We start from the raw sequence: 26,439 nt of genomic DNA, 5'->3' as shown, positions 1-26,439 counted from the left end.
TTTATTGGCTTATTGGCGTATTGACCGGCTCACTCGCCGTCCATTGCCTTCGCCGCCCCGATCCAGCGGTCGAGCAGCGCGCGGGCGCGGCCGGAGTCGACGGCCTCCTGGGCCTGCAGGTAGGCGTCGCGGAAGCGCTCGGCGAGCATGGCTCCGCCGTCGACGTGGCGGCCGTCGGCGACGATCGCCGACGCGGCGTTCAGGATGGCGGTCGTGCGGAACGGCACGTCCTCGCCGTCGAGGAAGTCGAGCATCGCCCTGGCGTTGACGGACGGCTCGCCTCCGCGCAGGTCGTCGACGGTGACCGGATCGAGGTCGAGCTCGGTGATCGGGTCGAACTCCTGCTCGACGATTTCCCTGCCGTGACGGAATTCCCAGACGGTGATCGGACCGGTCGGCGCCATCTCGTCGAGGCCTTCCCTCGACGTGTAGACCATGCCGGTCTGGCCGCGCGACGCGTAGACCTCGGCCATCAGCGGGCTCAGCCGCCGGTCGGCGCAGCCGATCGCGACATGGGCCGGATGGGCCGGATTCGTCAGCGGGCCCAGCACGTTGAAGACGCACGGAATGCCGAGCGCCGCGCGGACCGGTCCGACGAAGCGCATGGCCGGGTGGAACGTCTTCGCGTACGCGAACGTGATGCCGACCTCGTCGGCGATGGCGGCGACGGCCTCGGGCTTCAGGTCGAGCGGCAGTCCGAGTTCCTCGAGGACGTCGGCGGCGCCGCACTTCGACGAGGCGGCGCGGTTGCCGTGCTTGACGATCTTCACGCCGGCGGCGGCCGCGACGACGGCGCCCATCGTCGACAGGTTGACGGTGTGCGCACCGTCGCCGCCGGTGCCGACGATGTCGGTCGTCTCGCCGTCGACGTGCAGCGGCACGGCGTGGGCGACCATCGCCTTCGCCGCGCCGGCGATTTCCTGCGCCGTCAGACCGAGCTGCTGCTCGGTGGCCAGCACGGCGCCGACAGTGACGGGATTGGCGTTGCCTTTCATCAGGTCGTCGACGAACCACTGCGCTTCGTCCATATCGAGATGGTGCCCGTTGACGAGCTTGGTGAGAATCGACTTCCACATGATTTCAGCCATTTGTTCCCTCCTTCACTGTTGTTGCCCAGTGCTGGCCGATGAATAGTGTTCCCGTGCCGCCGTCGCCTCGCCGCGCTGTCCGCCGTCGGAGTTCCGGGCACGATTACTGCATCATTGTAGCGACGCGGCATGGTTGCGCGCCCCGGCGTCCACATGACGACAGGGGGCCGGCTTTTGCCTATCGCAAAAGCCGGCCCCCTGTCGAATAAACAACCCGCGTCAATCGCCGCGCTGGACGGCGATCAGGCCTTCTGTTCGTTCTGGCCGTGGCACAGCTTGTACTTGCGGCCGGAACCGCACGGGCACTGCGCGTTCTTCGGCGTGCCCTCGAACGTGCGGCCGTCGGCCCACGGCGTCTTGAGCTCCTCGGACTTCGGGCGCTTGAACGCCGGCACCTTGCCTTCGGCGTGCGTCAGGGGCTTGGGGCCCATGAGGCCGGACTTCGGGACGCGCTCGTAGTTCTTCTCGGCGGCCTTGACGGCGGCCTCGTTCTCGGCGGTGGCGACCTCGTCGGCCGTCTCGTCGTGGCGGGCGGGCTCGACCGGCTCGTGCAGGCGGGTCGGCACGTTCCTGATCGTGTCTTCCTCGCCGATGTCGTCGCCCATCCTGACCTCGGCGCTGTCGACGGCGGCGATGTCCTGCTCGATGGCGGCGTCGGTGGCCGGGGCGTTCGGATCCTCGGTATGGGCGACGGTCGTCACGTCGATGTTGAACAGCAGCTGGACGGTCTCCTCCTTGATGGCCTCGATCATCGAGTTGTACATCTGGTAGCCCTCGCGCTGGTACTCGACGAGCGGGTCGCGCTGGCCCATGCCACGCAGGCCGATGCCGTCCTTGAGGTAGTCCATCTCGTAGAGGTGCTCGCGCCACTTGCGGTCGAGCACGGCGAGCACCACGCGGCGCTCGAGCGTGCGCAGGTCCTCGTCGGAGAGCATCTCGAAGGCGGAGGCGTACTGGTCCTGCGCGTCCTCGACGAGCACGCGGCGGACGGCGTCCATCGCCTTGTCGCCCTTGAGGCCCTTCGTCGCCAGCTTGACGTCGTCTTCCTCGATCGCCATCGGGTACAGGCCGCGCACGGCCTTGAACAGGCCGTCCCAGTCCCAGTCCTTCGGACGGTCGGAGCCGTTGTTGGCGCCGTGGATGTAGCTGACGAGCGTGTCGTCGATGAACTTCTCGACGTCGTCGTGGATGTCCTCGCCCTTCAGGACGGCCTGGCGCTCGGCGTAGATGACGGTGCGCTGCTTGTTCATGACGTCGTCGTACTTGAGGACGTTCTTGCGGATCTCGAAGTTGCGGGACTCGACGGACTTCTGCGCGGTGCGCACGCCCTTCGAGACGCTCTTCGACTCGATCGGCTCGCCCTCCGGCATGCCCTTGGCCATGACGCGGGCGACGAGCTGCGTGTTGAACAGGCGCATCAGGTCATCCTCGAGGCTCAGGTAGAAGCGGGATTCGCCCGGGTCGCCCTGGCGTCCGGAACGGCCGCGCAGCTGGTTGTCGATGCGGCGCGATTCGTGGCGTTCGGTGCCGAGCACGTACAGGCCGCCGAGCTTGACGACTTCCTCGTGCTCGTCCTTGACCTGCTCCTTGATCTCGGCGAGCGTCGCCGGCCACAGCTTCTCGTATTCTTCCGGCGTGTCTTCCGGCGAGTAGCCCTCGCGCTTGAGCTTGGCGTCGGCGAGGAACTCGACGTTGCCGCCGAGCATGATGTCGGTGCCTCGGCCGGCCATGTTCGTCGCGACGGTGACGGCGCCCTTGCGTCCGGCGACGGCGACGACGGCGGCTTCCTGCTCGTGCTGCTTGGCGTTGAGGACCTTGTGCTCGATGCCGACGACGTCGAGCAGCGACGAGACGACTTCGGACGATTCGACCGACGCGGTGCCGAGCAGGACCGGCTGGCCCTTCTTGTGGCGCTCGGCGACGTCCTTGACGATCGCCGCGAGCTTTTCCTTCTTCGTGCGGTAGATCAGGTCGTCCTTGTCCTGGCGGATCATCGGCTTGTTCGTCGGAATCGGCAGCACGCCGAGCTTGTAGGTGCCCATGAACTCGGCGGCCTCGGTCTCGGCCGTGCCGGTCATGCCGGCGAGCTTGTCGTACATGCGGAAGTAGTTCTGCAGCGTGATCGTCGCGAACGTCTGGTTCTCGGCCTTGACCTCGACGTTCTCCTTCGCCTCGATGGCCTGGTGCAGGCCCTCGTTGTAGCGGCGGCCCGGCAGGATTCGGCCGGTGTGCTCGTCGACGATGAGGACCTCGCCGTTCGTGACGACGTAGTCGCGGTCGCGCAGGAACAGTTCCTTGGCCTTGATGGCGTTGTTGAGGTAGCCGATCAGCGCCGTGTTCGTCGGCTCGTAGAGGTTGTCGATGCCGAGGTAGTCCTCGACCTTCGTGATGCCCGGATCGAGGATGCCGACGACCTTCTTCTTCTCGTCGACCTCGTAGTCGTCGTCGCGGGTGAGCTTGGTGACGAGGCGCGCGAACTGGCGGTACCAGCGCGTCACGTCGCCCTCGGCCGGACCGGAGATGATCAGCGGCGTGCGGGCCTCGTCGATGAGGATGGAGTCGACCTCGTCGACGATGGCGAAGTTGTGGCCGCGCTGGACAAGCTCGCCCTTCTCCCACGCCATGTTGTCGCGCAGGTAGTCGAAGCCGAACTCGTTGTTCGTGCCGTACGTGATGTCGGCGTTGTACTGCTTGCGGCGCTCGGCCGGCTTCTGGTTCGTGATGATGCAGCCGACGTTCATGCCGAGGAAGCGGTAGATGCGGCCCATCAGCTCGCTCTGGTAGCTGGCGAGGTAGTCGTTGACGGTGATGACGTGGACGCCCTTGCCGGTCAGCGCGTTGAGGTAGCTCGGCAGCGTGGCGACCAGCGTCTTGCCCTCACCGGTCTTCATTTCGGCGATGTTGCCCCAGTGCAGCGCGGCGCCGCCCATGAGCTGGACGTCGAAGTGGCGCTGGCCCAGCGTGCGCTTCGAGACCTCGCGCACCGTGGCGAACGCCTCGGCCATGATGTCGTCGAGCGAGGCGCCGTTGTCGAGCTTCTGCTTGAACTTGGCGGTCTGGCCCTTGAGGTCCTCGTCGCTCAGCGCGGAGATCTCGTCCTCGAGCGCGTTGACGGCCTTGGCCACGTCCTCGAGCTTCTTGATCTGGCGGCCCTCGCCCATGCGCAGGGCCTTGTCCACGATATCTACCACTGTCACTCCCTTAGTGTCATGTGCGTCATCGGTCTGTTGGAAAAAGTCTCAACAGTGCAGAGCATAGCGCCTCGGCGACGATCCAGCCTGAGAATTCGTCCATTTTACGTAAATTTTGGAAGAATCATTACAACACCGGCAAAACAAACGGGAGTCCGGCAACATGCCGGACTCCCGAACGACCTTTCACGGCCGGAATGTCGATTCACGACCGCGCTGTCGGTTCACGACGGAATGCCAGGACCTCAGGCCTTCTCCTCCTCGAGCTTCTTGACGTTCTCCGGAGTGTCGATCTCGAAGACGCCGTAGCTCCAGCCGTGACGGTGGTAGACGACCGACGGACGGTTCGTCTCCTTGTTGACGAACAGGAAGAAGTCGTGGCCGATCAGCTCCATCTCGTACAGCGCCTCGTCGATGCTCATCGGCTCGGCGACGTGCAGCTTGCGACGGATGACGATCGGGGTGTCCCCAACCTGGACCTCGACCGACTCGCCCGGGGCGAGTTCCGAAGCGACGGCGGCCTGCGGGCTGTCCATCGGCTCGTCGTTGATGTCGGCTTCCTCCTCGGCCGGCGGGACGACCTTGCCCTCGTCGAACGGAGTGGTGGCCGGCGCGTAGCCCTTGCGATGGTCCTTGCGACGGTCGCGGGCGCGGCGCAGACGCAGCGTCAGCTTGTCGAGCGCCAGGTCCAGGGCCGTGTACATGTCGGCGCTGGACGCTTCGGCGCGCACGACGGTGCTGCCTGCGATCACGGTGATTTCCACGCGCTGGGCCGTGTCGGCCATGCGCGGGTTGCCCTCGTGCGACACCACGATCTGGATGCGCTGCGTGTCGGGGGCGATAGCGGTCACACGATTCATCTTGCTTTCGACGACGTCACGGAACCTCTGCTTGATTTGAGTGTGGCGCCCGGTGATGACGATTTCCATGTGGACCTCCCTAGACTCAAGCGGGTACTACCCGCTATATACGGATCGGATGGGGTTACCCCCAACCGAATATCTAACATTGTAACCGACGATAGCGCAATCGCCCACAAAAAGACCGCCATTCCCAGCAATTGCGAAAACGGCAGTTTCATGGGCGTTTTGCGGTCATCCGTTTGCTATAGTTGGCACTTTGAGACCCCTCGATGGCCGCGGCCTCGTCCCCTGGTTCCAGGAAGACGAGGCTGAGGAACTTCCGGGCTCCGCAGAGCACGATGGCGGATAACGTCCGCCCAGGGCGACCTGAGAGATAGCGCAGCAGAGAACAGACCGCCCCGCTCCTTCGGGAGCGGAGCAAGGGTGAAACGGCGGTGCAAGAGACCACCGGGCCGCTGGTAACAGTCGGTCGCATGGCAAGCCTCATCGGGAGCAAGGCCAAGCAGAAGGCGCACATGGGCTGCTCGTCCATTGCCTTCGGGTAGGCCGCTAGAGCCTGGCAGCAATGTCAGGTCGAGATGGATGGCCATCCGTGCCGGTTCGCCGGCATGACAAAACCCGGGGTATGAGGGGTCTCATTTTTTCTTTCTTTGTGCTTCTCCCCCAAGACGTGTCCATGACGTCCAATGCGGTGACGTCCAGCGCGGGATTCGGGACCGGCAGCTACATTTCGGTGTCGCCGTCCCGCAAAGCGGATTCCAGGACGGCGACACCGGCACGAAGGACAGGTCCTAGTCGTCACGGCCGGAGAACAGCGTGGCGGCGACATCGGCAAGGTCGGCGCCGTCGTGGCCCTTGCGTCCGCCGGCGGCCCAGAAGCGCCGGCGCCGCACGCCGGGGTCGAGGCCTGCCGTCTTCTTCGCGACGGCGCGGCCAAGTTGCCAGGCGGCGTCGACGAAGACGCCCTGTTCCTCGGCCTCGCGCACCACCCGTTGCGCTGTCGCGCGGTCGACGCCCCTGCGGCGCAGCTCGAACTCGGTGCCGCGCCGCCCCATCATCCGGTTGGCACACACGCGCGTCACCGACTCGGCGTAGAGGCGGTCGTCGAGCAGGTGCAGTTCGAGCAGCCGGTCGATCGTCGCGTCGATCGTCGCCGGCTCGTAGCCGCGTTCGGCGAGCTTGTCGCGCAGCGTGCCCGTCGAGCGGGCCGCCGCGTCGAGCAGGCGCAGCGCCGCCTCGCGGCATTCGTCGGCGTCGTCGGGGTGCGCGGCCTGCGCGCAGCGGAACGACCCCCGCCTCGGCGTCGCCCCGCGGGCGCGGGGCCGGCCCTTCTCCCCGGCCGTCGCCTCTCCGGCCGTCGCCTCTCCATCCCTTGTCTTCACGTCCTCCGTCCCCACGTCCTTCGTCTCGCCGTCGTCGACGATGACGGGACGGTGACCGGCGAGAAAGTCCTCGGCGGAGATCATCGGCGGATCACTTTCCGTCGCCGGCCGGCTCGGCCGGGGCGGCACCGGCGGCCGTGGCAACACCGTCGACGGACGCATCGTCGGCGATGACGCCGTCGGCATCGACGCCGTCGTCGACCCCTTCGGTCAGTTCGGACTCGTCGCTGTCGCTCAGCGCGATGCGGACCTTCTCGGAGATCTCGTCGGCGAGCGCCGGATTGTCCTTGAGATACTGGCGCACCTTCTCGCGGCCCTGGCCAAGCTGGTCACCCTCGTACGTGAACCACGAGCCCGACTTCTTGACGACGTCGGCCTGAAGCGCCATGTCGATGATCGAGCCTTCCTTCGAGATGCCCTCGCCGTAGAGCGTGTCGAACTCGGCGGTGCGGAACGGCGGCGCCATCTTGTTCTTGACGACCTTGACGCGCGTACGGTTGCCGATGGCCTGGTCGCCGTCCTTGAGCGTGGTGCCGCGGCGGATATCGAGGCGGACCGACGCGTAGAACTTCAGCGCGTTGCCGCCGGTCGTCGTCTCCGGGTTGCCGAAGAACACGCCGATCTTCTCGCGCAGCTGGTTGATGAAGATGGCGGTGGTGTTGGCCTGGGCCAGCGCTCCGGTCATCTTGCGCAGCGCCTGGCTCATCAGCCTGGCCTGCAGGCCGACGTGGCTGTCGCCCATGTCGCCCTCGATCTCGGCCTTCGGCACGAGCGCGGCGACCGAGTCGATGACGACGACGTCGAGCGCGCCGGAACGGATGAGCATGTCGGCGATCTCGAGCGCCTGCTCGCCATTGTCGGGCTGGGAGACGATCAGCGAGTCGGTGTCGACGCCGAGCTTGCGGGCGTAGACCGGGTCGAGCGCGTGTTCGGCGTCGATAAACGCGGCGACGCCGCCGGCCTTCTGCGCGTTGGCGACGACGTGGAGCGCCAGCGTCGTCTTGCCGGACGATTCGGGACCGTAGATCTCGACGACGCGGCCGCGCGGCAGGCCGCCGATGCCGAGCGCCATGTCGAGGGCCAGCGAGCCGGTCGGAATGACCTCGACATCCTGGACCGGCTTGGCGCCGAGGCGCATGGCCGAGCCCTTGCCGAAGCTCTTCTCCACCTGCTGGAGCGCGGTCTTCAGCGCCGTCTGGCGCTGCGCGTCGATTCCGGGAATGGTGTACTCGTCGTCTTTTTTCTTCGCAGACTTCGCCGCCATGCTTCCTCCTCCATATATATATAAGGTCCGGATGTCCACGTTCGATGGGTCCGTCCCCACGCTAGCCGCGTCCGGCCCGTGACGCCAAGCCGGACATGCGGTGTGGACGGACGCCGCCGATTCCACCGGTTGTCCCGGTAGCGGATGTCATCATGTGTCCTGCCAGCCAGTATACACCACAATCGAACACCTGTTCGAAATTGCGACGAAGCTGTCCAGATTCTTCACCGGCCGGCGTTCCCCCGCGCGAATCGTTCAGCGAAAGTCGACGGGCAGCGGCGGCGCGGCGTGATCCTTGCCCCACCGTTCGGCATCCGGCACGTCCATCTGGTCGCACAGCACGTTCCAGACGACGCGCGGCTCCTCGCCGGCGTCCAGCGCCTCGACGACCGTCATGTTGCCGAGCTTCGTCAGCCGCTGGTCATGGGCCAGCGACCGGCCGTAGGTCCGTCCGAATTCTTCCTCGAGCAACTGCCAGAATTCCCGTTCGCGCATGTCCCCCAGCATACGCGAAAACCCGCCGTTCCCCTCAACGGCGGGTTTTCAAGTCCGCAAGCGGATGACGATCGAGAACACCATGATCATGCTGTTTTCATCCGTACGGCGCAGTGTGTTGCAGTCACGGTCCGCTCGCGCGGCCCGGCTGGTTGTCGCACCCAGGCAATGATGGAACTTGACGGAAAGGCTCAGACCTCGACGGAATCGAGGTAGTCGGCGACGAGACGCAGCATCTGCGACGTCGTCAGGCCGAGGGCCTCGGAGATCGACGCGAGCAGTTCGGAGCTCGCTTCCTTCTGGCCACGCTCCACTTCGGACAGGTAGCCGAGCGAGACGCCCGCCTTCTCGGAGACCTCGCGCAGCGTCTTGTGATCGCGCGTGCGCAGTTCGCGCAGCACATGGCCGATCGCTTCCCTGAGCGACGCCTCCTTGACTTCGCCACCGACGACCTCGCGCTTGTGGACAATGGAACGCGGACGCGTCGTCTCGGCGTCCTCCTCCTGCCACATGCGCGCCAGCGCCGCCTGGCGTTCGTCCTTGGCCTTCTTGGCCGCCCGCGCACGCAGCACCTGCTGCTGGGCGAACATCACGGCACGGCGCTGGGCCGGCGTGAGCTCGCGCATGCGGGCACCGCCCATGCGGACCGAGGTGGAATGTTCCCCAACCTTTTTCACCTCGGACACGGTCTGTTCATCATTGGCAAGTGTAATGGATGCCATTTTCGCCACCCCTTTCATGTTCGACGAAATATCCAATAACTGCTTACAGGACCACACTACACGGGGTTATTCTGAGAGCTTTCTGAGAGTCGACTCAGCGTTCTCAAAACACACCGGACCGTCCCGCGTCTAATTATCTCTCTCGATCCTTGCAATTCCAACTTGATCGTCGGGTTGAGCCTAGGAAATAAATCACGAAAAATACCCGGCAACGACACGCCGATGTATACCAATCCAGCGGGCTTGTCACCGTCCGGACCGGGCCCGGCGACGCCTGTTGTCGAGACACCGATGACGCTATCGCCGTATTCGGGCTGGGCGAACAATTCAGCCGTGCGCCGCGCCATTTGTCTGGCCACTTCGGGGTGAACCGCACCTTCGCGGTCCAGCAGGTCGCGGTCGACGCCGAGCACGCTCGCCTTCGCGGCGATGTCGTAGGTGACGGCCGAGCCGAGAAAGACCCGGGACGCGCCGGGAATCCTGACGAACGCGTCGGCCAGCAGTCCGCCGGTCAGCGACTCGGCGGCGGCGATCTTCAGGCCGCGGCCGGCGCACCAGTCGAGGACGCCGGCGGCCAGCCGGTCGCACTCGCGCCGGATGTCGTCTCCGGTCTCGCCGGCGCCGTTGCCGGGCATTGTCGCGATGCCGTCCGTGAATGCTTCGGTGAATGCTTCCATGGGCACGATTCTACCGTCTCCGGACATGCCACGGCCGCCATGTCCGACCGAATGGTCATGGCATGGCGGCCGCGGAGGTCTGTCAGTTGCGAAGGACGGTCGTCAGTTCCTGGCGGCCGTGCGTCCGAACGTGTTGCGCAGGTATTCCCAGCCGGAGTACAGGCACAGGATCAGCGAGAAGTAGATGAGCGCGTAGGTGACGACGAAGTAGATCGACAGCCAGACGGGCTCGGTGCCCGCCGGCGCGAACGTCCACACCGGCAGCATCAGCATGCCGAGGCCGATGCACTGCGTCAGCGTCTTGTACTTGCCGGCCTGCGAGGCGGCGATGACCTTGCCGCCCGGATGTTCGAGCACGAAGAAGCGCATGACGGTGATGCCGATCTCGCGCACGAGGAACAGGATCGTCACGACCCAGCCGAGCACGGCGTTGCCGAATTCGTTGAAGCAGGCGGCGACGACGAGCGTGCCGAGCGTCAGCAGCTTGTCGGCGATCGGATCCATCAGTTTGCCGAGTTCGGTGACCTGGTTGTACTTGCGGGCCATCCAGCCGTCGATCTTATCGGTGGAGGCCGCGATGATGAAGATGATGCCGGCGGCCCAGCGCATGCCTTCGTTCTTCAAGCCCCACGGACCGGCGCCGATGTAGAGGCCGAGGAAGACGATCACGAGGATGATGCGGCTGAACGTCACGAGGTTCGGCGGGGCGTTCCAGCCGTCCCACAACGAACGCTTTTCCTGCTGATCCATGCTCACGAGTGATTCCCTTTGCTTGGTGGTTCAATGCCTGTGCCGTTCCCTCGCGCCGCGCACGGCTCCTGCGCCCGCGGTTCGCCCCGGGAACGCCGGACACGCCTTCCATGGCCAGTCCGGACGATCGTACAAGACATCCGAGTTTGTTTTAATTCCCCATAGTAGCCGCAGCGCCCCCAAAAATGGACACCGTGCCTGTCATGACGGCGCTACATCGCGAGTTCCTGCGATCCGGACGCCGGCTGCGCGGCGGCCGCGGCGTCGGCCGTCAGCGAATCGGCGTCGCCGCGGATGAACGCGAGCACCTGTGGCAAATCGGCCGGCTGGACGAGGACCTCGCGGGCCTTCGAGCCTTCCGACGGGCCGACGACGCCGCGCGACTCGAGCAGGTCCATCAGCCTGCCGGCCTTCGCGAAGCCGACACGCAGCTTGCGCTGCAGCATCGACGTCGAGCCGAACTGGCTGGTGACGACGAGCTCGGCGGCCTGCAGCAGCACGTCCATGTCGCCGCCGATGTCCTCGGTCGGATCGACCTTGTGCTCGTCCTCCTTCTTCGCCATCTCCTCGATGTCCTCGCGGTAGTGCGGCTTGCGCTGCTGCCGGACGAACTCGACGGCGTCGCGGATCTCGGACTCGTTGACCCACGAGCCCTGCACGCGCAGCGGCTTGGCCATGCCCATCGGCAGGAACAGGCCGTCGCCCTGACCGATCAGCGACTCGGCGCCGGTCGTGTCGAGGATGACGCGCGAATCGGTCGCCGATGACGTCGCGAACGCCAGGCGGGATGGAATGTTCGCCTTGATCAGGCCGGTGACGACGTCGACCGACGGGCGCTGCGTCGCCAGCACGAGGTGGACGCCGGCCGCTCGCGCCAGCTGCGTGATGCGCTGGATGGAGCTCTCGACGTCGTTCTTCGCGACGAGCATCAGGTCGGCCATCTCGTCGACGACGACGAGCAGGTACGGATACGGGGCGACCTTGCGCTTCGAGCCGGCCGGCGCGTGCACCTTGCCGGCGCGCACGGCCTCGTTGAAGTCCTTGACGTGCCTGAAGCCGAAGAACTCGAGATCCGAGTAGCGCGCGTCCATTTCCTTGACCACCCATTCGAGGGCCTGCGCGGCCTTCTTCGGGTCGGTGATGATCGGCGTGAGCAGGTGCGGAATGCCGGCGTAGGCGGTCAGCTCGACGTGCTTCGGATCGACCATGATCATCCTGACCTGGTCGGGCGTGGCCCGCATGATGATCGACGTCAGCATCGAGTTGATGAAGCTCGACTTGCCGGAGCCGGTCGCGCCGGCGACGAGCAGGTGCGGCATCTTCGTCAGGTCGGCCGTCACGACATGGCCCTCGACGTCCTTGCCCAGGCCGACGAGCATCGGGTTCGTGTCCTGGCGGGCGTGCGGGTCGCGCAGCACGTCGCCGAGCTGGACGATCTCGCGCTCGCGGTTCGGGATCTCGACGCCGATCGCCGACTTGCCGGGGATCGGCGACAGGATGCGGACGCGGTCGTCGGCGACGGCGTAGGCGATGTTCTTCTGGAGGTTCGTCACCTTCTCGACCTTGACGCCGGGACCGAGCTCGATCTCGTACTGCGTGACGGACGGGCCGCGCAGGAAGCCGACGACGCGCGCGTCGACCTTGAATTCCTGGAATGTCGTCGTCAGCGCGCGGATGATGCGGTCGTTCTCCGGCGTGCGCTGGGCGTGCGGCTTGCCGGGCTTGAGCAGGTCGAGGCTCGGCAGGCGGTACGGCTGGCTCTCGTCGATCTCGGCGATCGTGCCGGTCTGCGTGCCGCCCTCGCCGCCGGCATTGGCCGTGCCCGCGGACAGCGCCGCGGCGGCGGCCGTTCCCGCGGCGGCGGCCGTGGCCGCACGGGACGATCCGTCCGCCGGAGCCGGCATCGAGCCGGAGGCCGGTCCGACGATCTCGCCGGTTTCGGTGTTGACGACGACGGTGCGGTCGACTTCGGGCTGTTCGGTCGACTCGAGGCCGATCGTCGCCCACGGGTCGGCGCCCCCTGTCGCGGCGGCATTGTCCGGTGCCGTTCCGGACAGGGCTGCCAGGCCGGTGGCGTGCGCGCCGAACGACCCCGACGGCATCGCCGTCGTGTGGCCGTCGCGGCCGTCCGTCGCGTCGACGACGGGCGACTGGCCGGAGGAGGCGGAGAACGTGCCGCTCGTCAACGCCTCGGTCAGTTCTTCGTAGCTGTCGCGGTAGGCGTCGCCGCGGGGACCGTCGAGCCTTGTCTCCTGCGAGCGGCCGTGGCGCGCGGCGCCGTTGAGGAACGCCTCGTCGCCGGCATAGCGGTCGAGCCGTTCGGCGTCGACGTACTTGCCGTGCTTCGAGAACAGGCCGCGCAGCCTGTCGAACAGCGACGGCCTGGCGGACGAATCGTCGCCGGTCTCGTCGCTGCCGTCGTGCAGCGGCACGCCGTCGGCGAACGCGAGCGTGGAGTCACCGGCCTGCATTTCGTTCGGGAACTGCGATTCGCCGGACGAATCGTTCCGATCCCGCTGCCGTCCCATCACCGAGGCGACCTTGTCCGGCAACTCGGTGACGTGCGTGCGGGTGAGCAGCAGCACCGAGAACAGCGCGGCGATGACGAAGACGATGATCGCGAACGTCTGCGACAGGCCCCACGCGAGCGGCGAGCCGATGACGAAGCCGAGCAGGCCGCCGGCCTGCTGCAGGTTCGCCCAGCTGAACGCGCGGCTGTCGGAGGCCATGATGACGTCGATGATCGAGCAGACCGACCACAGCAGCATGATCCAGCCGACGATGACGCGCGGATTGTCGGAACTCTTGCCGGCGTTCCGGATAAGCCGGATGGCGATGACGACGAGCAGGACCGGCAGCACGACCGACATGACGCCGAACACGCTCGACGCGAGCACGTGCAGTCCCTGGCCGAGCGGTCCGGAGACGCGGAACCATTCGGAGGCGCAGAAGAAAATCGCGAGCACGATCAGGAAGAAGCACAGGCCGTCGCGACGGTACGCCGGATCGTATTCGCCGACGCTGATCGTCCTGACGAGCGAGCCGAACGCGCGCGGAATCGCGAGCGCCGCGCGCTTGAACAGCGACTCGTCGGCGCGGCTGTCCGCGGCGTCGCCGCCGGAACCCGAACGCGCCGTGCGCGGCGCCTTACCGCCGCCGGACCTGGAATTCGAAGAAGTAGATCGTGCCATAACAGATACGATTCTACCGGCTGCCGGCGCCGACGCCAGTCTTCGTTTCGCCGGTTTGGTGACGGTTCGGCGGCGACGGCGCCTTCATGACGACGACGCGGCGACGCCACAATGCCATCACAGTACCGCCACAATGCCGTCACAGTGCCGTCGCGGCGACCCGGTCAGTGCGCCGGACCCTGGTCCCAGCCGGCGACGAGGAAGACGCGGCTCGGGTTGGCCGGCCGCACGATCCTGTCGAACATCGCCTCGAATCCGGCCGTGTCGCCGGCGTAGGCGCGCTGCTTGGCGGCCCTGTATTCGTCGCGGCTCACGAGGCCCCAGTCGAGATCCCAGCCGGCGAAGTGCGACAGGCGGCTCGCGAACATGCGCAGCACCGACGCGTTGCCGCCGAGGAACGGATGCAGGTAGCCGAGCTCGTCGTAGATCGTCGCGAGCGCCCGGACGAAGTCGGGACGGTCGAGTGCCTTGAGATTGCGCTGCTCGGCGAGCTGCGACGACAGGTTCGCGGCGCCGGTCTCGATGAGCTGGGCCGGGAAGAACGACATCGGCGTGCCGGCGGCGTGCGCCGACGAGCCGACGCGCGGCGCGTCCTCGGTGCGCAGGCGGCCGGCGTCGGCGAAGACGCCGTCGTAGAGCGCCGCGTGGATGGCGACGAGCTCGTCGAGGTCGCCGCTGCCCTTCCAGCCATGTTCGGCGAGCGCGACGGTGTTCGCGAAGACGCGGTCGGCGCGCACGGTGCGGGCGTCGATACCTGCCTTGCCGCTGGCGGCCCCCTCGCCGCCGGCGTGTTCCCTGCCGGCGGCGGACGATCCGGCGACATCGCCGGTGGCGTCCGCTTCGGCGCGTTCGTTCCGGGCGAAGTCGACCAAGGCGTCCACGCCGGCATGGCCGGCCTCGTGGGATGCGGCGAGCGCCATCATCCCGTCGGACGGCGCCAGCCCTTCCAGTGCGCAGTTCCGGATGGCAAATGCGACTGCGCTCGCACGTTCCGCAGGAGTCATATCGTGTAGTGTAGCAGCATTCCCCCGTCGCGGGGGTCCCGATCGCTCCCTGAACGATATCCGGACGCTTCCCGGACGCTTTCCGAACGTCGCTTGGACGCTCCCCGAACGTTACTCGAGCTCGCCGAGGTGATGCTGGACATAGTCGTCGGCGCGCTCGTCGATGGCATCGTAGTCGCCGGCGTCGGCGTGGTCGATGACGGCCATCGCGTTGTCGACGAGCGCCGGGTTGAGTGCGCTGAGCCAGTGGATGCGCGGGTCGCGGCCGAACCAGCCCATCTGCTTGCGGGCGAGCCGCTTCGTCTTCTGCGCGATCAGCGCCGTCGTCTCGCCGAGCGACATCATGCCGTCGAGGTAGTCGGCGACCTGCTGGTAGCCGAGCGCGCGGGCGGCTGTCGGGCCCAGGCGCGGCCGCAGCCGCTCGACCTCGTCGACGAAGCCGTCTTCCATCATCTGCGCGGTGCGCCGGTCGATGAGCCGGTCGAGATCCTCGCGCGGCAGGTCGAGGCCGATCTGTACCGACGGGATGACGTAGCGGTAGCGCGGCAGCGTCGCCGAATACGGACGGCCGGTCAACTCGATGACCTCGAGCGCGCGGATGGTGCGACGCGGGTTGCGGGCATCCATGTGCGCGGCGGCCTCGGGATCCTTCCGCTCGAGTTCGGCGAACAGCGCGGCGCCGCCCTCGGTCCGTTCGCGTTCCTCGAGGCGCCTGCGGATGTCCGGGTCGGTGCCCGGGAACGAGATGTCGTCGATGGCCGCGCGGGCGTACAGGCCGGAGCCGCCGACGAGGATCGGACGGATGCCGTCGGCCTGCAGTTCGGCGATCTTGTCGCGGGCGAGCTGCTGGAACCAGGCGACCGTCATCGTCTCGGTCGGCTCGACGATGTCGATCAGGTGATGCCTGACGGCGGCGCGTTCCTCCGCGCTCGCCTTGGCCGTGCCGATGTCCATGCCGCGGTACATCTGGTAGGCGTCGGCGTTGACGATCTCGGCCCGCTCGCCGCGCGCGGCGAGGCGCTGCGCGACGGCGATGCCGAGTCCGGTCTTGCCGGACGCCGTCGGCCCGACAATCGAGACGACGCGTGGTTGCGACGACATGATGGAACATCCTTTCTCCCGGCTCCCTCCCCGAAGGGCGCCAAGTCCGTCAGTGACGGATTGCGTACGTCTGTCCTGCGGCCAGGTCGGGATCGGCGATCAGGTTGTGGCGACCGGCGTGCGTGACGGTGACGGTGACGACGTCGCCGATCGACGGCGTCTCGCAACCGTCCGGCACACCGATGTGGACGAGCTGGCCGGTGCGCTCGCGACCGGTGTAGCGGTGCGTATCGGCGTCCTTCTTGCCGGTCGAGCCGGTGATGAGCACCTCGACGTCGCGGCCCTCGAACTTCGCGAGCTCCTCGGCCGTGATTTCCTCCTGCAGCGCGACGAGCCGGTTGAGGCGGTCCAGCGAGACCTCGTACGGTATCTGTTCCATCTCGGCGGCCGGCGTGCCCGGGCGCGGCGAGTAGATGAACGTGAACGCCGACGAGAATCGCGCCTGGCGCACGATGTCGAGCGTCTGCTGGAAGTCCTCCTCGGTCTCCCCCGGGAAGCCGACGATGATGTCGGTGGAGATCTGGGCGTCCGGCATCGCCTCGCGGATCCTGCCGAGAATCGTCATGAACTTCGACGTGCGGTAGGAACGGCGCATGGCCCTGAGAATCCTGTCGGAACCCGACTGCAGCGGGAAATGCAGCTGGTGCATGACGTTCGGCGTCTCGGCCATCGCGGCGATGACGTCGTCGGTGAACGCGGCCGGATGCGGCGACGTGAAGCGCACGCGCTCCAGACCATCGATCGTGCCGCAGGCGCGCAGCAGCTTCGAGAACGCGTAGCGGTCGCCGTGACCGTAGCCGAACGAGTTGACGTTCTGGCCGAGCAGCGTCACTTCCTTGGCGCCATCGTCGACACACTGCCGGATCTCGGCGAGGATGTCGCCGGGGCGGCGATCGTGTTCCTTGCCGCGCGTCGTCGGCACTATGCAGAACGTGCACGTGTTGTTGCAGCCGACAGAGATCGCCACCCAGTCGGAGACACGCGAGGCGCGGTCGACCGGCAGGTCGCTCGGGAAATGCTTGAAGTCGTTGTTGATGTCGACCTGCGGCTCGCCGGTCATGCGCGCCTGCTCGAGTAGCCGTGGCAGCGATTCGATGTTCTTCGTGCCGAACACGGCGTCGACCCACGGCGCCTTGTGCGCGATCTTCTCGCGGTCGAGCTGCGCCATGCAGCCGCCGATCGCGATCTGCAGGTTCGGGCGCTCGCGCTTCATCTTGGCCCACAGGCCGATCGTGCCGTACATGCGTTCGGCGGCGTTCTCCCTGACGGCGCAGGTGTTCATGACGATCAGGTCGATGTCGTGCGTCAGGTACTGTTCCTCGGTGGCGGGAACGTAGCCGGCCTGCTCGAGGACGCCGGCAATGCGTTCGGAATCATGCACGTTCATCTGGCAGCCCAGCGTGTGCACGTAGAACACGCCGTTGCCACGGTCGCCGGACTCCCGTTCGTCGCCGACCGTCGTCAGGCGCTCTTCTTCCGTCATCATCTCTTCGTTCATAACGGACCATCCTACCGGCCAGCCGTCCCAGACGGCGGCCTTGCGGGGCGCCGCGGAAGCCATGCACGATTCCTCCGCGTCGGGGCGGATGCGGGAAGCGGAACCGGCGCCTTCAGTTCAGCGGGACGGCGCTGTGCGTGTGCGGCGGCTCGGCGACCTGCGGGGCGCCGTTGATGTCGCGGTGGATCGACTGCATCTGCGTCTCGACGTTCTGCAGCGAACGCGCGCAGTCGAGCAGCGTCTGCGCGTGCTCGGCGTACTTGTCGTCCTCGAGGTCGGTCTTGTAGCGCAGCGCATGCTCGAGCGACGCCCAGTAGTCCATTGCAATGGTCCTGAACTGCACCTCGACCGGCGTGTAGTGGGCGCCGCTCGACAGGAACACCGGGACGGCGTAGATGACGTGCAGCGAACGGTAGCCGTTCTGCTTGGGATTCTTGATGTAGTCCTTGACGCGCAGGACCTGGATGTCGCTCTGCGCCGACAGGTAGTTCGAGACCGAGTAGACGTCGTCGCGGTAGTTGCAGATGACGCGGATGCCGGCGACGTCGAACAGGTTGTCGCGGATGGAATTGATCGAGACCGGCAGCCCCTTGCGCTGCAGCTTCTCGAGGATGGAGTCGACCGACTTGAGGCGGCGTTCCATGTGATGGATCGGATCGTGCGAGAACCTCACCTGGAATTCGCTGTCGAGAATCTCGAGCTTCGTGCTCAGCTCGTACATCGCCCCTTCGTAGACCTGCATCTGGTTGATGAAGTCGATGACCTCCTCGCCCGGCGTCTCCCCCGAGTCGGGTGCGAAACGGTTGACGAGTTGGTTCAGGCGGGCCCGGAGCTCGGCGCTGTTGATTCGGCTTTGTCGGTCAAGTATCACGTTCCCCATTGTACGCAGGGCACCCCGATCCGGCTAGGAAACGGTTGAAAGTCGTCGGGAAAATGCCCTGCGGCCGCAAACGGCGGCGCCCGCGCCGCCGGGGGCGGACGCGGGCACCGGGAAGAATCGTTCTTCTGTCCTTCTATTTCCTGGTCGCCGTCAACGACGGTCGCCGAAGATCTGCAGCAGGTAGAGGAACATGTTGACGAAGTCAAGGTACAGGTTCAGCGCGCAGATGATCGAGATCTTCTTGATCGTCTCCGGGTCGGCGTTGCGATACTGCGCGAAGATCTTCTTCGTGAACTGGCCGTCATAGATCGTCATGCCGGCGAACAGGATGACGCCGAGCGCGGAGATCAGCATGAGGTTCGTGGCCGTCGGCGCGAAGATGTAGATGAGCAGCTCCGCGACGATCAGCACGATCAGGCCGACCATCAGCACGGTGCCGAACTTCATCAGGTTAATCTTCGTCGTCATGCCGAGCATCGTCAGGACGAAGAAGAAGCCGGCGCAGACGAGCAGCGTGATGCCGATCGTGCCGAGATCATAAGCCACGAAGATCGTGCTCAGCGTCACGCCCATCAACGCCGCGAAGACATAGAACATCACGCGTGCCGTGCTCGCCTTCATCTGCATGATGCGGGCGCCCAGATAGATGGCCAGGCCGATCTGGACGATCGCGAAGATCCAGCAACCGATGCCGCCGGTTGCGGCAGCAAAACTGAGATACCAACCGGAAGCCTGCGTCAGGATGGCGACGACGGCGGTGACCAGCAGGCCGAGCGTCATCTCGCCATAGGCGCGCGTCACCGAGACGCGCTGCGCCTGCTCGCGGGCGTAGACGGCCTGCGTGTCCACCGGCGCGCCACCGTTGCCATACGGGTTGTACGGCTGGCCATAGCCCGGCTGCTGGTAACCGTTGTAGCCCTGCTGGTAGCCGTTGTTGTAGTACTGGTTGCCGTTGTACTGGCCGTTATTGTACTGATTGCCATTGCTGTAATACTGAGGCGAGCCGTTGTTCCGGGAGCCGTTCCCGTTCGGCTGCTGACCATACGTCATCTGGACTCCTTCTATTCCGGGACCGTCGTGCCGACGCCCCCGACCCTTCGCATCCGCATGCGGACAAGTCTGCGATCAAGTCTATGGAAAGTCTATCGCCGCTTCCGGCCCATCTTGGGAGATGAACCTCGATGTTGCCTTGGAACCCGGCGGCTTTCACAATACCCACACCAATAGCGGGGCCGGCTGTTCTATTCCCGGCCGCCAAAAGGTCTCGCGCAAGGCGAAAAAGGAAGGCCTCCGCACTTTCCGGAAGGTCATTTGGAAAGTGCGAAGGTCTTCCTCTTTCCGTCATCCCCAAGGACTCATTTTCCGAAGAAATGACCCTGTGAAAATGTCCCTCTCCGGGAAGAATCTTCGCACTTTCCCAATGCCACTTTGGAAAGTGCGAAGTCGTTACTTCCCCAATTCGATCCAGTACCTCTTCATGACGGTTCCGTCGTCCTCGGCAACCTCGTTTTCCAGGGCGCCGCCGTTGGCCTCGATGACCTTGGCCGACGCGACATTGTCACGGGCGCAGGTGACGAGGATGCGGTCGAGTCCCCAGTCATGGCCGATGGCCTTCGCCTCGTCGAGCATCGCCGTGGCGTAGCCCCGGCGCCTTTCTTCCGGCAGCACCGAATAGCCGATGTGGCCGCCAAACCGGAACAGGAAATCGTTGAGTTCATGCCGGAAGTCGAGAAATCCGACCAGCCGCTCGGCACCGTCGTCGCCGGTCGCGACGGCCAGGAACGTCGTCGACGGCATGTAGCCGTCACCGTACGCCCGCCGTCCGCGACCTTCGAAATCGACCCATTCGTCGAAACTCGCGCAGTCCTGCAGGTCGGCGGTGCCGTCGAGATATTCGCCGCTGGCCACCGAATAGTCACGGGCGGCCAGGACCGCCTGCTTCAAGTCTTGAGAAATGCTGTCGTTCGCCTCGACGAGACGCAGGGTTTCGCTGGTCATGTCATTCCTTTCCGAATGTGCCGAATATGTCTTCAATTCAAAGAGGGGCTGCAGTGCCTGCAGCCGCTGTCGACGGTACTCGCCGTTGAGGGTATCCGCGCATGGCAGGTCCGAAATGAGGACTTCGCACTTTCCAAATGCCCCTCCGGAAAGTGCGAAGCGTCATGAGACGAGGCATAAGAAAATCCCTGGAATCCCGGCACTCCAATACTCTCGTGCCGCATCATGTCGGAAGAATCGTTCGCACTTTCCAAATGCTCCTCTGGAAAGTGCGGCATTCGTCCACAAGTCTCCCGCGAATTATGTCAGCGTCTTTCTGCCATCTAGCGTGGGATCATGAGTGCAATCATGGAAGAAGAGGCCATCAGTCGGCACCTGCGCATGAAGGCGGAATTTGAGGCGTTCGCGAGACGCGCGAAGTTCACACCGGTGTTTTCGCATCGTTCGGCCATGGAATTCTACGGGTACCCGATCCCGGAATCGTGTCCTGCTACTTCATCGCCGCCGCATCTGGCATTTTCGACACGTAATGCCCGTCATGCCATGCGAGGCTCCGTCAGCCACTTGTGGTCGGCGTCGATGGACACCATCGAGGTCGACCAGCATGATCCGCAGGAAATACATTATGAAGTGGTCACGCCTGTCGTCGCATGGGCCCAGATGGCGACCTGCATGACGGAAGAGGACCTGGCGGTGCTGGGATGCTCGCTGACCTGTCGAAATCGCAGGCTGCATGCGTGCACCGTCGAGACTCTCGAGGAGTATGTCGAGAACAACCCTCATTTTCATGGTCGCCAGCGCTGCCGCAAGGCGCTCGAATGGATTGTGAATGGGACCGATTCACCACCGGAAGCCGTCCTGTACGGCGTGCTCAAGAGAAACGGGCTGAACGATTTTGTCCCCAATGTAGAGGTGAAGACACCCCGCGGAACTTATCGGATCGACCTTGCATGGCCCAGATTGAAAGTCGGTCTGGAATATCAGGGCTCCTATCATGCCGAAACGATGCAGATGCGCCGCGACATTCAGCGCGATCACGACCTCAAGATGGCAGGCTGGCAGATTATCTACGTCTGCAAGGACGACTTGTCCACTGACCAGTCCAGGACGACCTTGCTGAGGTTGATTCGCCGGATTATTGAAGCCCAGCGGGCAACCTTGGTGTTTCTGGCATAGCTGACTTCGCACTTTTCAGATGGTCATTTGAAAAGTGCGAAAGATTCTTCCCGGACAATGCGTCGCAAGAGTAGTCAAGTGCTGGAATCCAAGGATTTCCATGTCGTACCGGCGACCTGCCTTGTCGGGCTTGTTCGCACTTTCCAAATGACCTTCCGGAAAGTGCGAAACCTTACATGTAGACATTCCATTCCAGGGCCAGCTGGGTGCGAGTCTTGAGGTTGGTTTTGGCGAGGATGCCGGAAAGACGGTTGCGGACGGTGCCTTCGCTCAGGTTCAGTTTCATGGCGATGGACCGGTTGTCGAGGCCTTCGGCGACCAGCTCGGCAATATCGTGTTCGCGGGGTGTCAGGAACGCGAAACGTTCGCCGCCGCTCGTGTCCCCGTTGCCGTCGGCGCCGCGCGGTTCCCGGGCGTCTGCGTTGGCTTTCCCGCGCACGCTGTCGGGAGTGCACGATTCCGCTTTCTTGCCGGCGCCGCCAAGTCGGACACGGCTCGCATCGTTGTTTCTCTCCCGACCTACGCCGCCTGTAATCTTGTCGAGAATTTCGGAACCGAGGACGATCTGACCGGCGGCGACGGACTGGACGGCGGGGATGACGGAGGCGACATCCTGCTTGATCAGGTAGCCTCGCGTGCCGAGCTGCACAGCGCGGGCGATGTAGTCGGCGTCGGCGAATGTCGTGAGGACAAGGATCTTTGCGTCCGGATGGGTCCCGAGAATGGCGCCGGCTGCCGTCAGGCCGTCCATGCCGGGCATCTGGACGTCGAGGAGCAGGACATCGGGGGCAATCCGCCCGTATTTGGCGACGGCGTCGGCGCCATCGTTGGCCGTCCAGACGACGTCGGCCGTGGCCGTGGTCTCGAGGATGGTCCTGATCGAGGAGCAGACGATCGGATCGTCATCGGCAATGGCGACAGTGAGAGTCATGTGGCACGATTCCTTTCAGGATGGACGATGGCGGTCCATAATGACAGACGGCAGCCATCAGGTTTCCGGCGGTTTCGGAATGCCGACGAAGACACGCCAGCCGGCGCCATTGGGACCGCAGGTTGCCGAGCCGTCAAGCATGCGGACGCGCTCCTCGATGCCGATGATGCCGATGCCGTCGAATGCCCCGTCATGGCAGGCGACAACCGCCGGCCCTCCTGCCGGTACCACCGCCCCGTTATCCTGCACGACGAGCTGCCAGAGTGTCGGCAGGTCGCGCAACGTCACGGTGACGCGGGTCACCGCCGGACCGTGCTTGCGCACGTTGGTCAACGATTCGCGGATGGTCGTGGCCAGCACATGACAGACGGAGGCCGGCGGCGCGTCATGAATGCCGTTGGCGAGGACGATGTCGAAATGGTCGTCGGGACTGCCGGCCGCCGCTTCGGCAATCTGGTCCGCGAAGTCGGTACCGCGTTCGTTGAGGTCGTGGACGGAACGGCGCACCATCGTCATCGCCTCGTCGAGCGTGACGCCCATCTGCTCGACCAGCCCGACATGCACGGCATCGGCGTCGCCGGCGTCCATGACCACACGGGCGGCCTGCGCCTGCATGATCGCGCGGGTCAGCAAGTGCCCGACACTGTCATGGATGTCGCGGGCGATGCGGGTGCGCTCCTGCAGCTGGGCGTGGCGGACCTGCTGGGCACGGTCCTCCTCGACGACGGCGACCTGGTGGTGCATCCGGCGTAGCTGTTCACGGCGGATGTCGACAATGGCGCGATAGTCATCGCACCGGGCCATCAGGCCGGCCAGGACCGCCGTCATGCCTGTCGCGGCGACCGTCAGCATGACGACGAGCCATCCGACGAGACCATCGGTATTGTCCAGCGTGATGTCCGGCAGTGGGCCCGTGGCGACCACGGCGCCAATCAGCGCGGCCACCGTCGGCAGCGCCATGGCCAGCACGCCGGCCGTCCTCCGTGACCGGACACGCCACAGGTCCATGCCGGCCAGCACGGAAGGCACGGCGACGGCTGGCAGGAACAGTGTCACGGCAGGCCAGGCCGCCGAGCCGGCGACGAGGACGACCGGCCCCGCCAGCCGCGTCATGACGGAGACCGGCAGGATCGAGACGGCAAGAATGACGACAGTGACCAGCGCCGCGCCGATCAGGCCACGGGTCACGTCGCCGGCGAGCAGGACTCCGAGCAGCACGCCGATCACGAGCAGCCCGAGGCTGATGGCTGCCGTGATGGCCCGGCGAAGGTCATGAGTCATGGTGTTCAGCGTAGCAGTCTTCGCACTTTTGGAACAGGCATTTGAAAAGTGCGAAGATTTAGGCCGGAAATGCTGCCATTGATGAGATTATTAGGCACGATTCTTCCCACTTTCCAGTTGTCCCTGCGAAAAGTGCGAAGGTCCCACTGTCGTCGCCCGCGTATGCAGCGCATCCACGGCCAGCGCACAGGACAGGAAAGCGACGGCGTAGAGGACAACCAGTCCGGTGGACGCCATCCACTCTCCCATGTTCGCCACGCCGGAGCCGGCGTCGCCCGAGCCGGCGTAGGAGCCAATGCCCATCACCGCGTCGATGGCCCGGCAGTACCACCAGGCGGGCAGGCACTTGCCGATGGCGATCATGATGTCCGGCATCAGCGACGCATCGAATGCCGTGCCGCTCGTGAACATCAGCAGCAGGCCGACGACGTTGACCACGCCGTTGAGAGCCGAATCGTTCATGTTGATCATGCTCAGCAGGAAGCCGAATGTCATCGACGCCAACGCGTAGACGAAGATGGCCAGCCAGCAGGCGGCGACGGGGGCGGCTGTCAGGAAACCGAGTGGCACGCCGGCGACCGCGCAGAAGACGACGACGATGCCGAACACGAAGACGCTGACGGCCATCGCGAAGCCGACCAGCACCGTCCACTGTCCGAGGTTGTCCAGCCACTCTCTCCGCGGCGCGATGGTGAGTCGCGCCCGCAAGTCCCGCTGCCGGAACGACTTGAGCACGACGGCCGTCACGATCGCCATGACCATGAACACCGGGTAGGAGGCGACCTTGACCGGATAGGCGAACGATTCGGCCGACAGTTGCCTTGACGCCTCCGCCTTCGTCTCGCTGGTGCCGCCGGTCGCGCCGGCGTCCTCGTCGTCGGCGTAGGCGACGCCGATGGACGGCGACGTGCCGTCGGCCCGCGATGCGTCGACGGCGCCGGCGGCCGCGTCGGCGAGCGTTGTCAGCGTCACCGACGACGTTGCGGAATCCGACGGACTCGTCCCGTCCTTCGCGCCGGTTGCCGCCGTGTCCGCCGTGCCGTCCGTCGCGACGTTCCCGGTGCCGGCAGCCGCGCCGACAGCCTCCAGCCTCGTCAGCGACAGGAAGTCGTTGACTTCGAGCTCGGCGAGCGAGCCGCGGGCGGACGTGTAGCTCGTCACCGTCTCGAGTTGCGGGGCGTCGCCGGTCGCCGACGTGCCGCCCGCTCTCCCGGAAGCACTTCCGGACGCGCTCCCGTCGGCATTTCCGTCGATACTTTCCGTCATGTCCCCGGCAGCGACTCCGTCGAGATAGGCGACCATGTCGTCGGCGAAGCCGTCCGGCACGATGACGATGAGGTCGACGTAGTTGGAGGCGACGGCCTCTTCCATGGCCTGGCGGTTGTCCTCCAGCGTGTCGAAGTCGCAGGTCGACTCGAGGAACTCGCGCATCGACGTCGACAGCGATGCGCGGTCGCCGTCGCGGTCGACGATGGCGACGACAGGTCGTTCCGGCTCGTAGGTCGTCACGCGCGACGTCTCGACACTCGACAGCACGCCGGCGCTCAGTGCCAGCACCATGACGACGAGAAAGCCCAGGTAGACGGCCAGGTAGACCTTCTGCCGCAGCAGGATCAGGAACGTGGCCTTACAGGTGGTCATGGCGGGTCCTCCTCAGGATCAGCGACGCGAGCACGACGAAGACGGCGGCCATGACGGCCAGCACGCCGCAGGTGCGCGCGAAGGGGACGAGCGAATCGTAGTAGAGCAGGTCGTAGAACAGGTTGGTGATCTGCTGGGCGGGATTGACGAGCGCCAGCAGCGGCGCGTGACGGATGATGGCGTCGCTCAGCTCCATCGCGAACGAGCCGTACAGGCCGGAGAACAGCGACAGCAGGCAGGCCACCGCCGAACACAGCGATTCCTTGACGGCCAGCGATGCCCGTGGCAGCGCGCCGAGCAGCGTGCCGAGCGCCGTCGTCGTCAGCGTCGCCATGACGGCGGCGAGCGCCGCGCCCCACTCTCTTCCGCCGATCGGCACGTCGCAGCCGTAGCGCACGTAGGCGACGCCAACGAGCAGCGAGACGGCGGCGACAAGCCAGCTGGCGAGGAAACCGCCGGCCACCTGCCTGATCTTCGAGACCGGCGCCAGCGACCGGCGCATGCCGAGCGCCGAGAAGTTGGCCTGGATGCGCGAGACACTGACCACGGCGCCGGACATCGTCATCAGCGCGGCCATGCCGAGCAGCGCGTAGAAGTAGCGGGCGACGGGATCGGGCTGGAAGTTGGTGAGCGTGACCTGCCGGGTAAGGGACTCGCCGACGGGGCTGGCGGCCAGCAGCGCGGTGAACGACGGCGAGGCCAGTGCGGCCGGGTTGGCGGCGACGATGTCGGCGATGGCGACGTTGCGCCGGTTGAACATGCCGAGGATGCCGTCGAGGACGCTGATTGCCATGCCGCCGTCGCTCGACTCGCCGGTACTGTTGATCGACGCGAATGTCGCATCGCTGATCGTCATCGAGAGGGTTCCGTCGGCGTCGGCGGCGAGAATGAGCTCTTCGCCGGCGCCGGCGTCGAACAGCAGCCGCCTCGCGTCGGCCATCGTCGGTACTTCCGTGACATTGAGCAGCGCAGATACGGTCGTGCTGGACGATTCGTCCGTCGCTTCGTCTGTCGCTTCGTCTGTCGATTCGTCCGTCGATGGGGCGGAGCCGGCGGTGTCAGTGGCGGACGAATCGTTCGAACTCAGCGCATCCACAAGGGCTTGCTGCGCCGACGTCCAGTTGCTGTCGGCAACGACAATGGCGTTGAGCGGCCGAAGATTGTAGAAGGAACCAAAGTCGCCAAACATGCCATGAAACATCGTCGCGAGAATGACCGGGAACGCGACGGACCAGAACAGCAGGCTCGGCGTGCGCAGCTGGGTGCGCAGCGTGACGAGAAATGACTGGAACATGGGATCTCTTCG

The 26,439-nt window shown here is 65.5% G+C and carries 21 protein-coding genes and 1 other RNA gene; 2 read left to right on the top strand and 20 right to left on the bottom strand.

What is annotated here, in order from left to right; genetic code table 11:
* Nucleotides 1–29 precede the first annotated feature (29 nt).
* The 3 genes from trpD to hpf all read right to left on the bottom strand — a co-directional run bounded on the left by trpD (nt 30) and on the right by hpf (nt 5,208).
* Nucleotides 30–1,088, bottom strand: coding sequence for an anthranilate phosphoribosyltransferase (gene trpD, locus F6S87_RS05900; protein ID WP_163227729.1), 1,059 nt, complete (start codon nt 1,086–1,088; stop codon nt 30–32).
* A 242-nt stretch (nt 1,089–1,330) separates the two neighbouring features.
* Nucleotides 1,331–4,279, bottom strand: a complete 2,949-nt coding sequence (secA, locus tag F6S87_RS05895; protein WP_163227728.1) for a preprotein translocase subunit SecA — start codon at nt 4,277–4,279, stop codon at nt 1,331–1,333.
* A gap of 245 nt (nt 4,280–4,524) precedes the next feature.
* Nucleotides 4,525–5,208 (bottom strand): ribosome hibernation-promoting factor, HPF/YfiA family, encoded by a 684-nt coding sequence (hpf, locus tag F6S87_RS05890; protein ID WP_163227727.1) that lies wholly within the window; start codon nt 5,206–5,208, stop codon nt 4,525–4,527.
* 191 nt (nt 5,209–5,399) lie between these two features.
* On the opposite strand from hpf, the gene rnpB reads away from it, so the two are divergent.
* Nucleotides 5,400–5,784: RNase P RNA component class A (rnpB, locus tag F6S87_RS05885), an RNA gene on the top strand.
* Between the two features lie 149 nt (nt 5,785–5,933).
* Here rnpB and F6S87_RS05880 read toward each other — a convergent pair.
* The 13 genes from F6S87_RS05880 to F6S87_RS05820 all read right to left on the bottom strand — a co-directional run bounded on the left by F6S87_RS05880 (nt 5,934) and on the right by F6S87_RS05820 (nt 20,104).
* Entirely contained in the window at nt 5,934–6,608 is a 675-nt protein-coding gene (locus F6S87_RS05880; RefSeq protein ID WP_163227726.1) for a regulatory protein RecX, read from the bottom strand.
* A gap of 7 nt (nt 6,609–6,615) precedes the next feature.
* The gene (gene recA, locus F6S87_RS05875; protein ID WP_163227725.1) at nt 6,616–7,788 is read right to left on the bottom strand and encodes a recombinase RecA; all 1,173 of its coding nucleotides are present in this window, start codon (nt 7,786–7,788) and stop codon (nt 6,616–6,618) included.
* 255 nt (nt 7,789–8,043) lie between these two features.
* Nucleotides 8,044–8,283, bottom strand: a complete 240-nt coding sequence (locus F6S87_RS05870) for a DUF3046 domain-containing protein (RefSeq protein ID WP_163227724.1) — start codon at nt 8,281–8,283, stop codon at nt 8,044–8,046.
* 191 nt (nt 8,284–8,474) lie between these two features.
* Nucleotides 8,475–9,005, bottom strand: a complete 531-nt coding sequence (locus F6S87_RS05865) for a helix-turn-helix domain-containing protein (protein ID WP_163227723.1) — start codon at nt 9,003–9,005, stop codon at nt 8,475–8,477.
* A gap of 56 nt (nt 9,006–9,061) precedes the next feature.
* The gene (locus F6S87_RS05860) at nt 9,062–9,640 is read right to left on the bottom strand and encodes a CinA family protein (RefSeq protein WP_163227856.1); all 579 of its coding nucleotides are present in this window, start codon (nt 9,638–9,640) and stop codon (nt 9,062–9,064) included.
* Between the two features lie 144 nt (nt 9,641–9,784).
* Nucleotides 9,785–10,432, bottom strand: coding sequence for a CDP-diacylglycerol--glycerol-3-phosphate 3-phosphatidyltransferase (pgsA, locus tag F6S87_RS05855; RefSeq protein WP_163227855.1), 648 nt, complete (start codon nt 10,430–10,432; stop codon nt 9,785–9,787).
* A gap of 212 nt (nt 10,433–10,644) precedes the next feature.
* Nucleotides 10,645–13,623 (bottom strand): DNA translocase FtsK, encoded by a 2,979-nt coding sequence (locus F6S87_RS05850; RefSeq protein WP_163227722.1) that lies wholly within the window; start codon nt 13,621–13,623, stop codon nt 10,645–10,647.
* A gap of 164 nt (nt 13,624–13,787) precedes the next feature.
* Nucleotides 13,788–14,564 carry a Fic/DOC family protein gene (locus tag F6S87_RS05845; protein WP_407925112.1) on the bottom strand — a complete coding sequence of 259 codons (777 nt, stop codon included), beginning with the start codon at nt 14,562–14,564 and terminating at the stop codon, nt 13,788–13,790.
* Nucleotides 14,565–14,738: 174 nt separating this feature from the next.
* A complete protein-coding gene (gene miaA, locus F6S87_RS05840; protein ID WP_163227720.1) occupies nt 14,739–15,728 on the bottom strand; it encodes a tRNA (adenosine(37)-N6)-dimethylallyltransferase MiaA in 990 nt (329 codons plus the stop codon).
* A 49-nt stretch (nt 15,729–15,777) separates the two neighbouring features.
* Entirely contained in the window at nt 15,778–17,226 is a 1,449-nt protein-coding gene (gene miaB, locus F6S87_RS05835; protein WP_163227719.1) for a tRNA (N6-isopentenyl adenosine(37)-C2)-methylthiotransferase MiaB, read from the bottom strand.
* A gap of 112 nt (nt 17,227–17,338) precedes the next feature.
* Nucleotides 17,339–18,106, bottom strand: coding sequence for a GTP pyrophosphokinase (locus tag F6S87_RS05830; protein ID WP_163227718.1), 768 nt, complete (start codon nt 18,104–18,106; stop codon nt 17,339–17,341).
* Nucleotides 18,107–18,256: 150 nt separating this feature from the next.
* Nucleotides 18,257–19,156, bottom strand: coding sequence for a Bax inhibitor-1/YccA family protein (locus F6S87_RS05825; RefSeq protein ID WP_163227717.1), 900 nt, complete (start codon nt 19,154–19,156; stop codon nt 18,257–18,259).
* A gap of 396 nt (nt 19,157–19,552) precedes the next feature.
* Nucleotides 19,553–20,104, bottom strand: coding sequence for a GNAT family N-acetyltransferase (locus tag F6S87_RS05820; protein ID WP_163227716.1), 552 nt, complete (start codon nt 20,102–20,104; stop codon nt 19,553–19,555).
* A gap of 336 nt (nt 20,105–20,440) precedes the next feature.
* On the opposite strand from F6S87_RS05820, the gene F6S87_RS05815 reads away from it, so the two are divergent.
* Entirely contained in the window at nt 20,441–21,280 is an 840-nt protein-coding gene (locus F6S87_RS05815) for an endonuclease domain-containing protein (RefSeq protein ID WP_163227715.1), read from the top strand.
* Between the two features lie 172 nt (nt 21,281–21,452).
* Here F6S87_RS05815 and F6S87_RS05810 read toward each other — a convergent pair whose 3' ends face one another.
* The 4 genes from F6S87_RS05810 to F6S87_RS05795 form a co-directional block, all read right to left on the bottom strand.
* Entirely contained in the window at nt 21,453–22,211 is a 759-nt protein-coding gene (locus F6S87_RS05810) for a response regulator transcription factor (protein ID WP_163227714.1), read from the bottom strand.
* Nucleotides 22,212–22,268: 57 nt separating this feature from the next.
* Entirely contained in the window at nt 22,269–23,492 is a 1,224-nt protein-coding gene (locus tag F6S87_RS05805; RefSeq protein ID WP_163227713.1) for a sensor histidine kinase, read from the bottom strand.
* 90 nt (nt 23,493–23,582) lie between these two features.
* Nucleotides 23,583–25,133 carry an ABC transporter permease gene (locus tag F6S87_RS05800; protein ID WP_163227712.1) on the bottom strand — a complete coding sequence of 517 codons (1,551 nt, stop codon included), beginning with the start codon at nt 25,131–25,133 and terminating at the stop codon, nt 23,583–23,585.
* Nucleotides 25,120–26,427 (bottom strand): ABC transporter permease, encoded by a 1,308-nt coding sequence (locus F6S87_RS05795; RefSeq protein WP_163227711.1) that lies wholly within the window; start codon nt 26,425–26,427, stop codon nt 25,120–25,122. Before F6S87_RS05795 ends, F6S87_RS05800 begins: the two co-directional genes overlap by 14 nt.
* Between the last annotated feature and the right edge of the window lie 12 nt (nt 26,428–26,439).

Origin of the sequence: Bifidobacterium choloepi, from assembly GCF_010667615.1 — a bacterium.
Classification (GTDB): Bacteria; Actinomycetota; Actinomycetes; order Actinomycetales; family Bifidobacteriaceae; genus Bifidobacterium; species Bifidobacterium choloepi.
The sequence above is the reverse complement of the archived record's forward strand: the minus strand, read 5'-3'. Positions and strand labels throughout refer to the sequence as shown.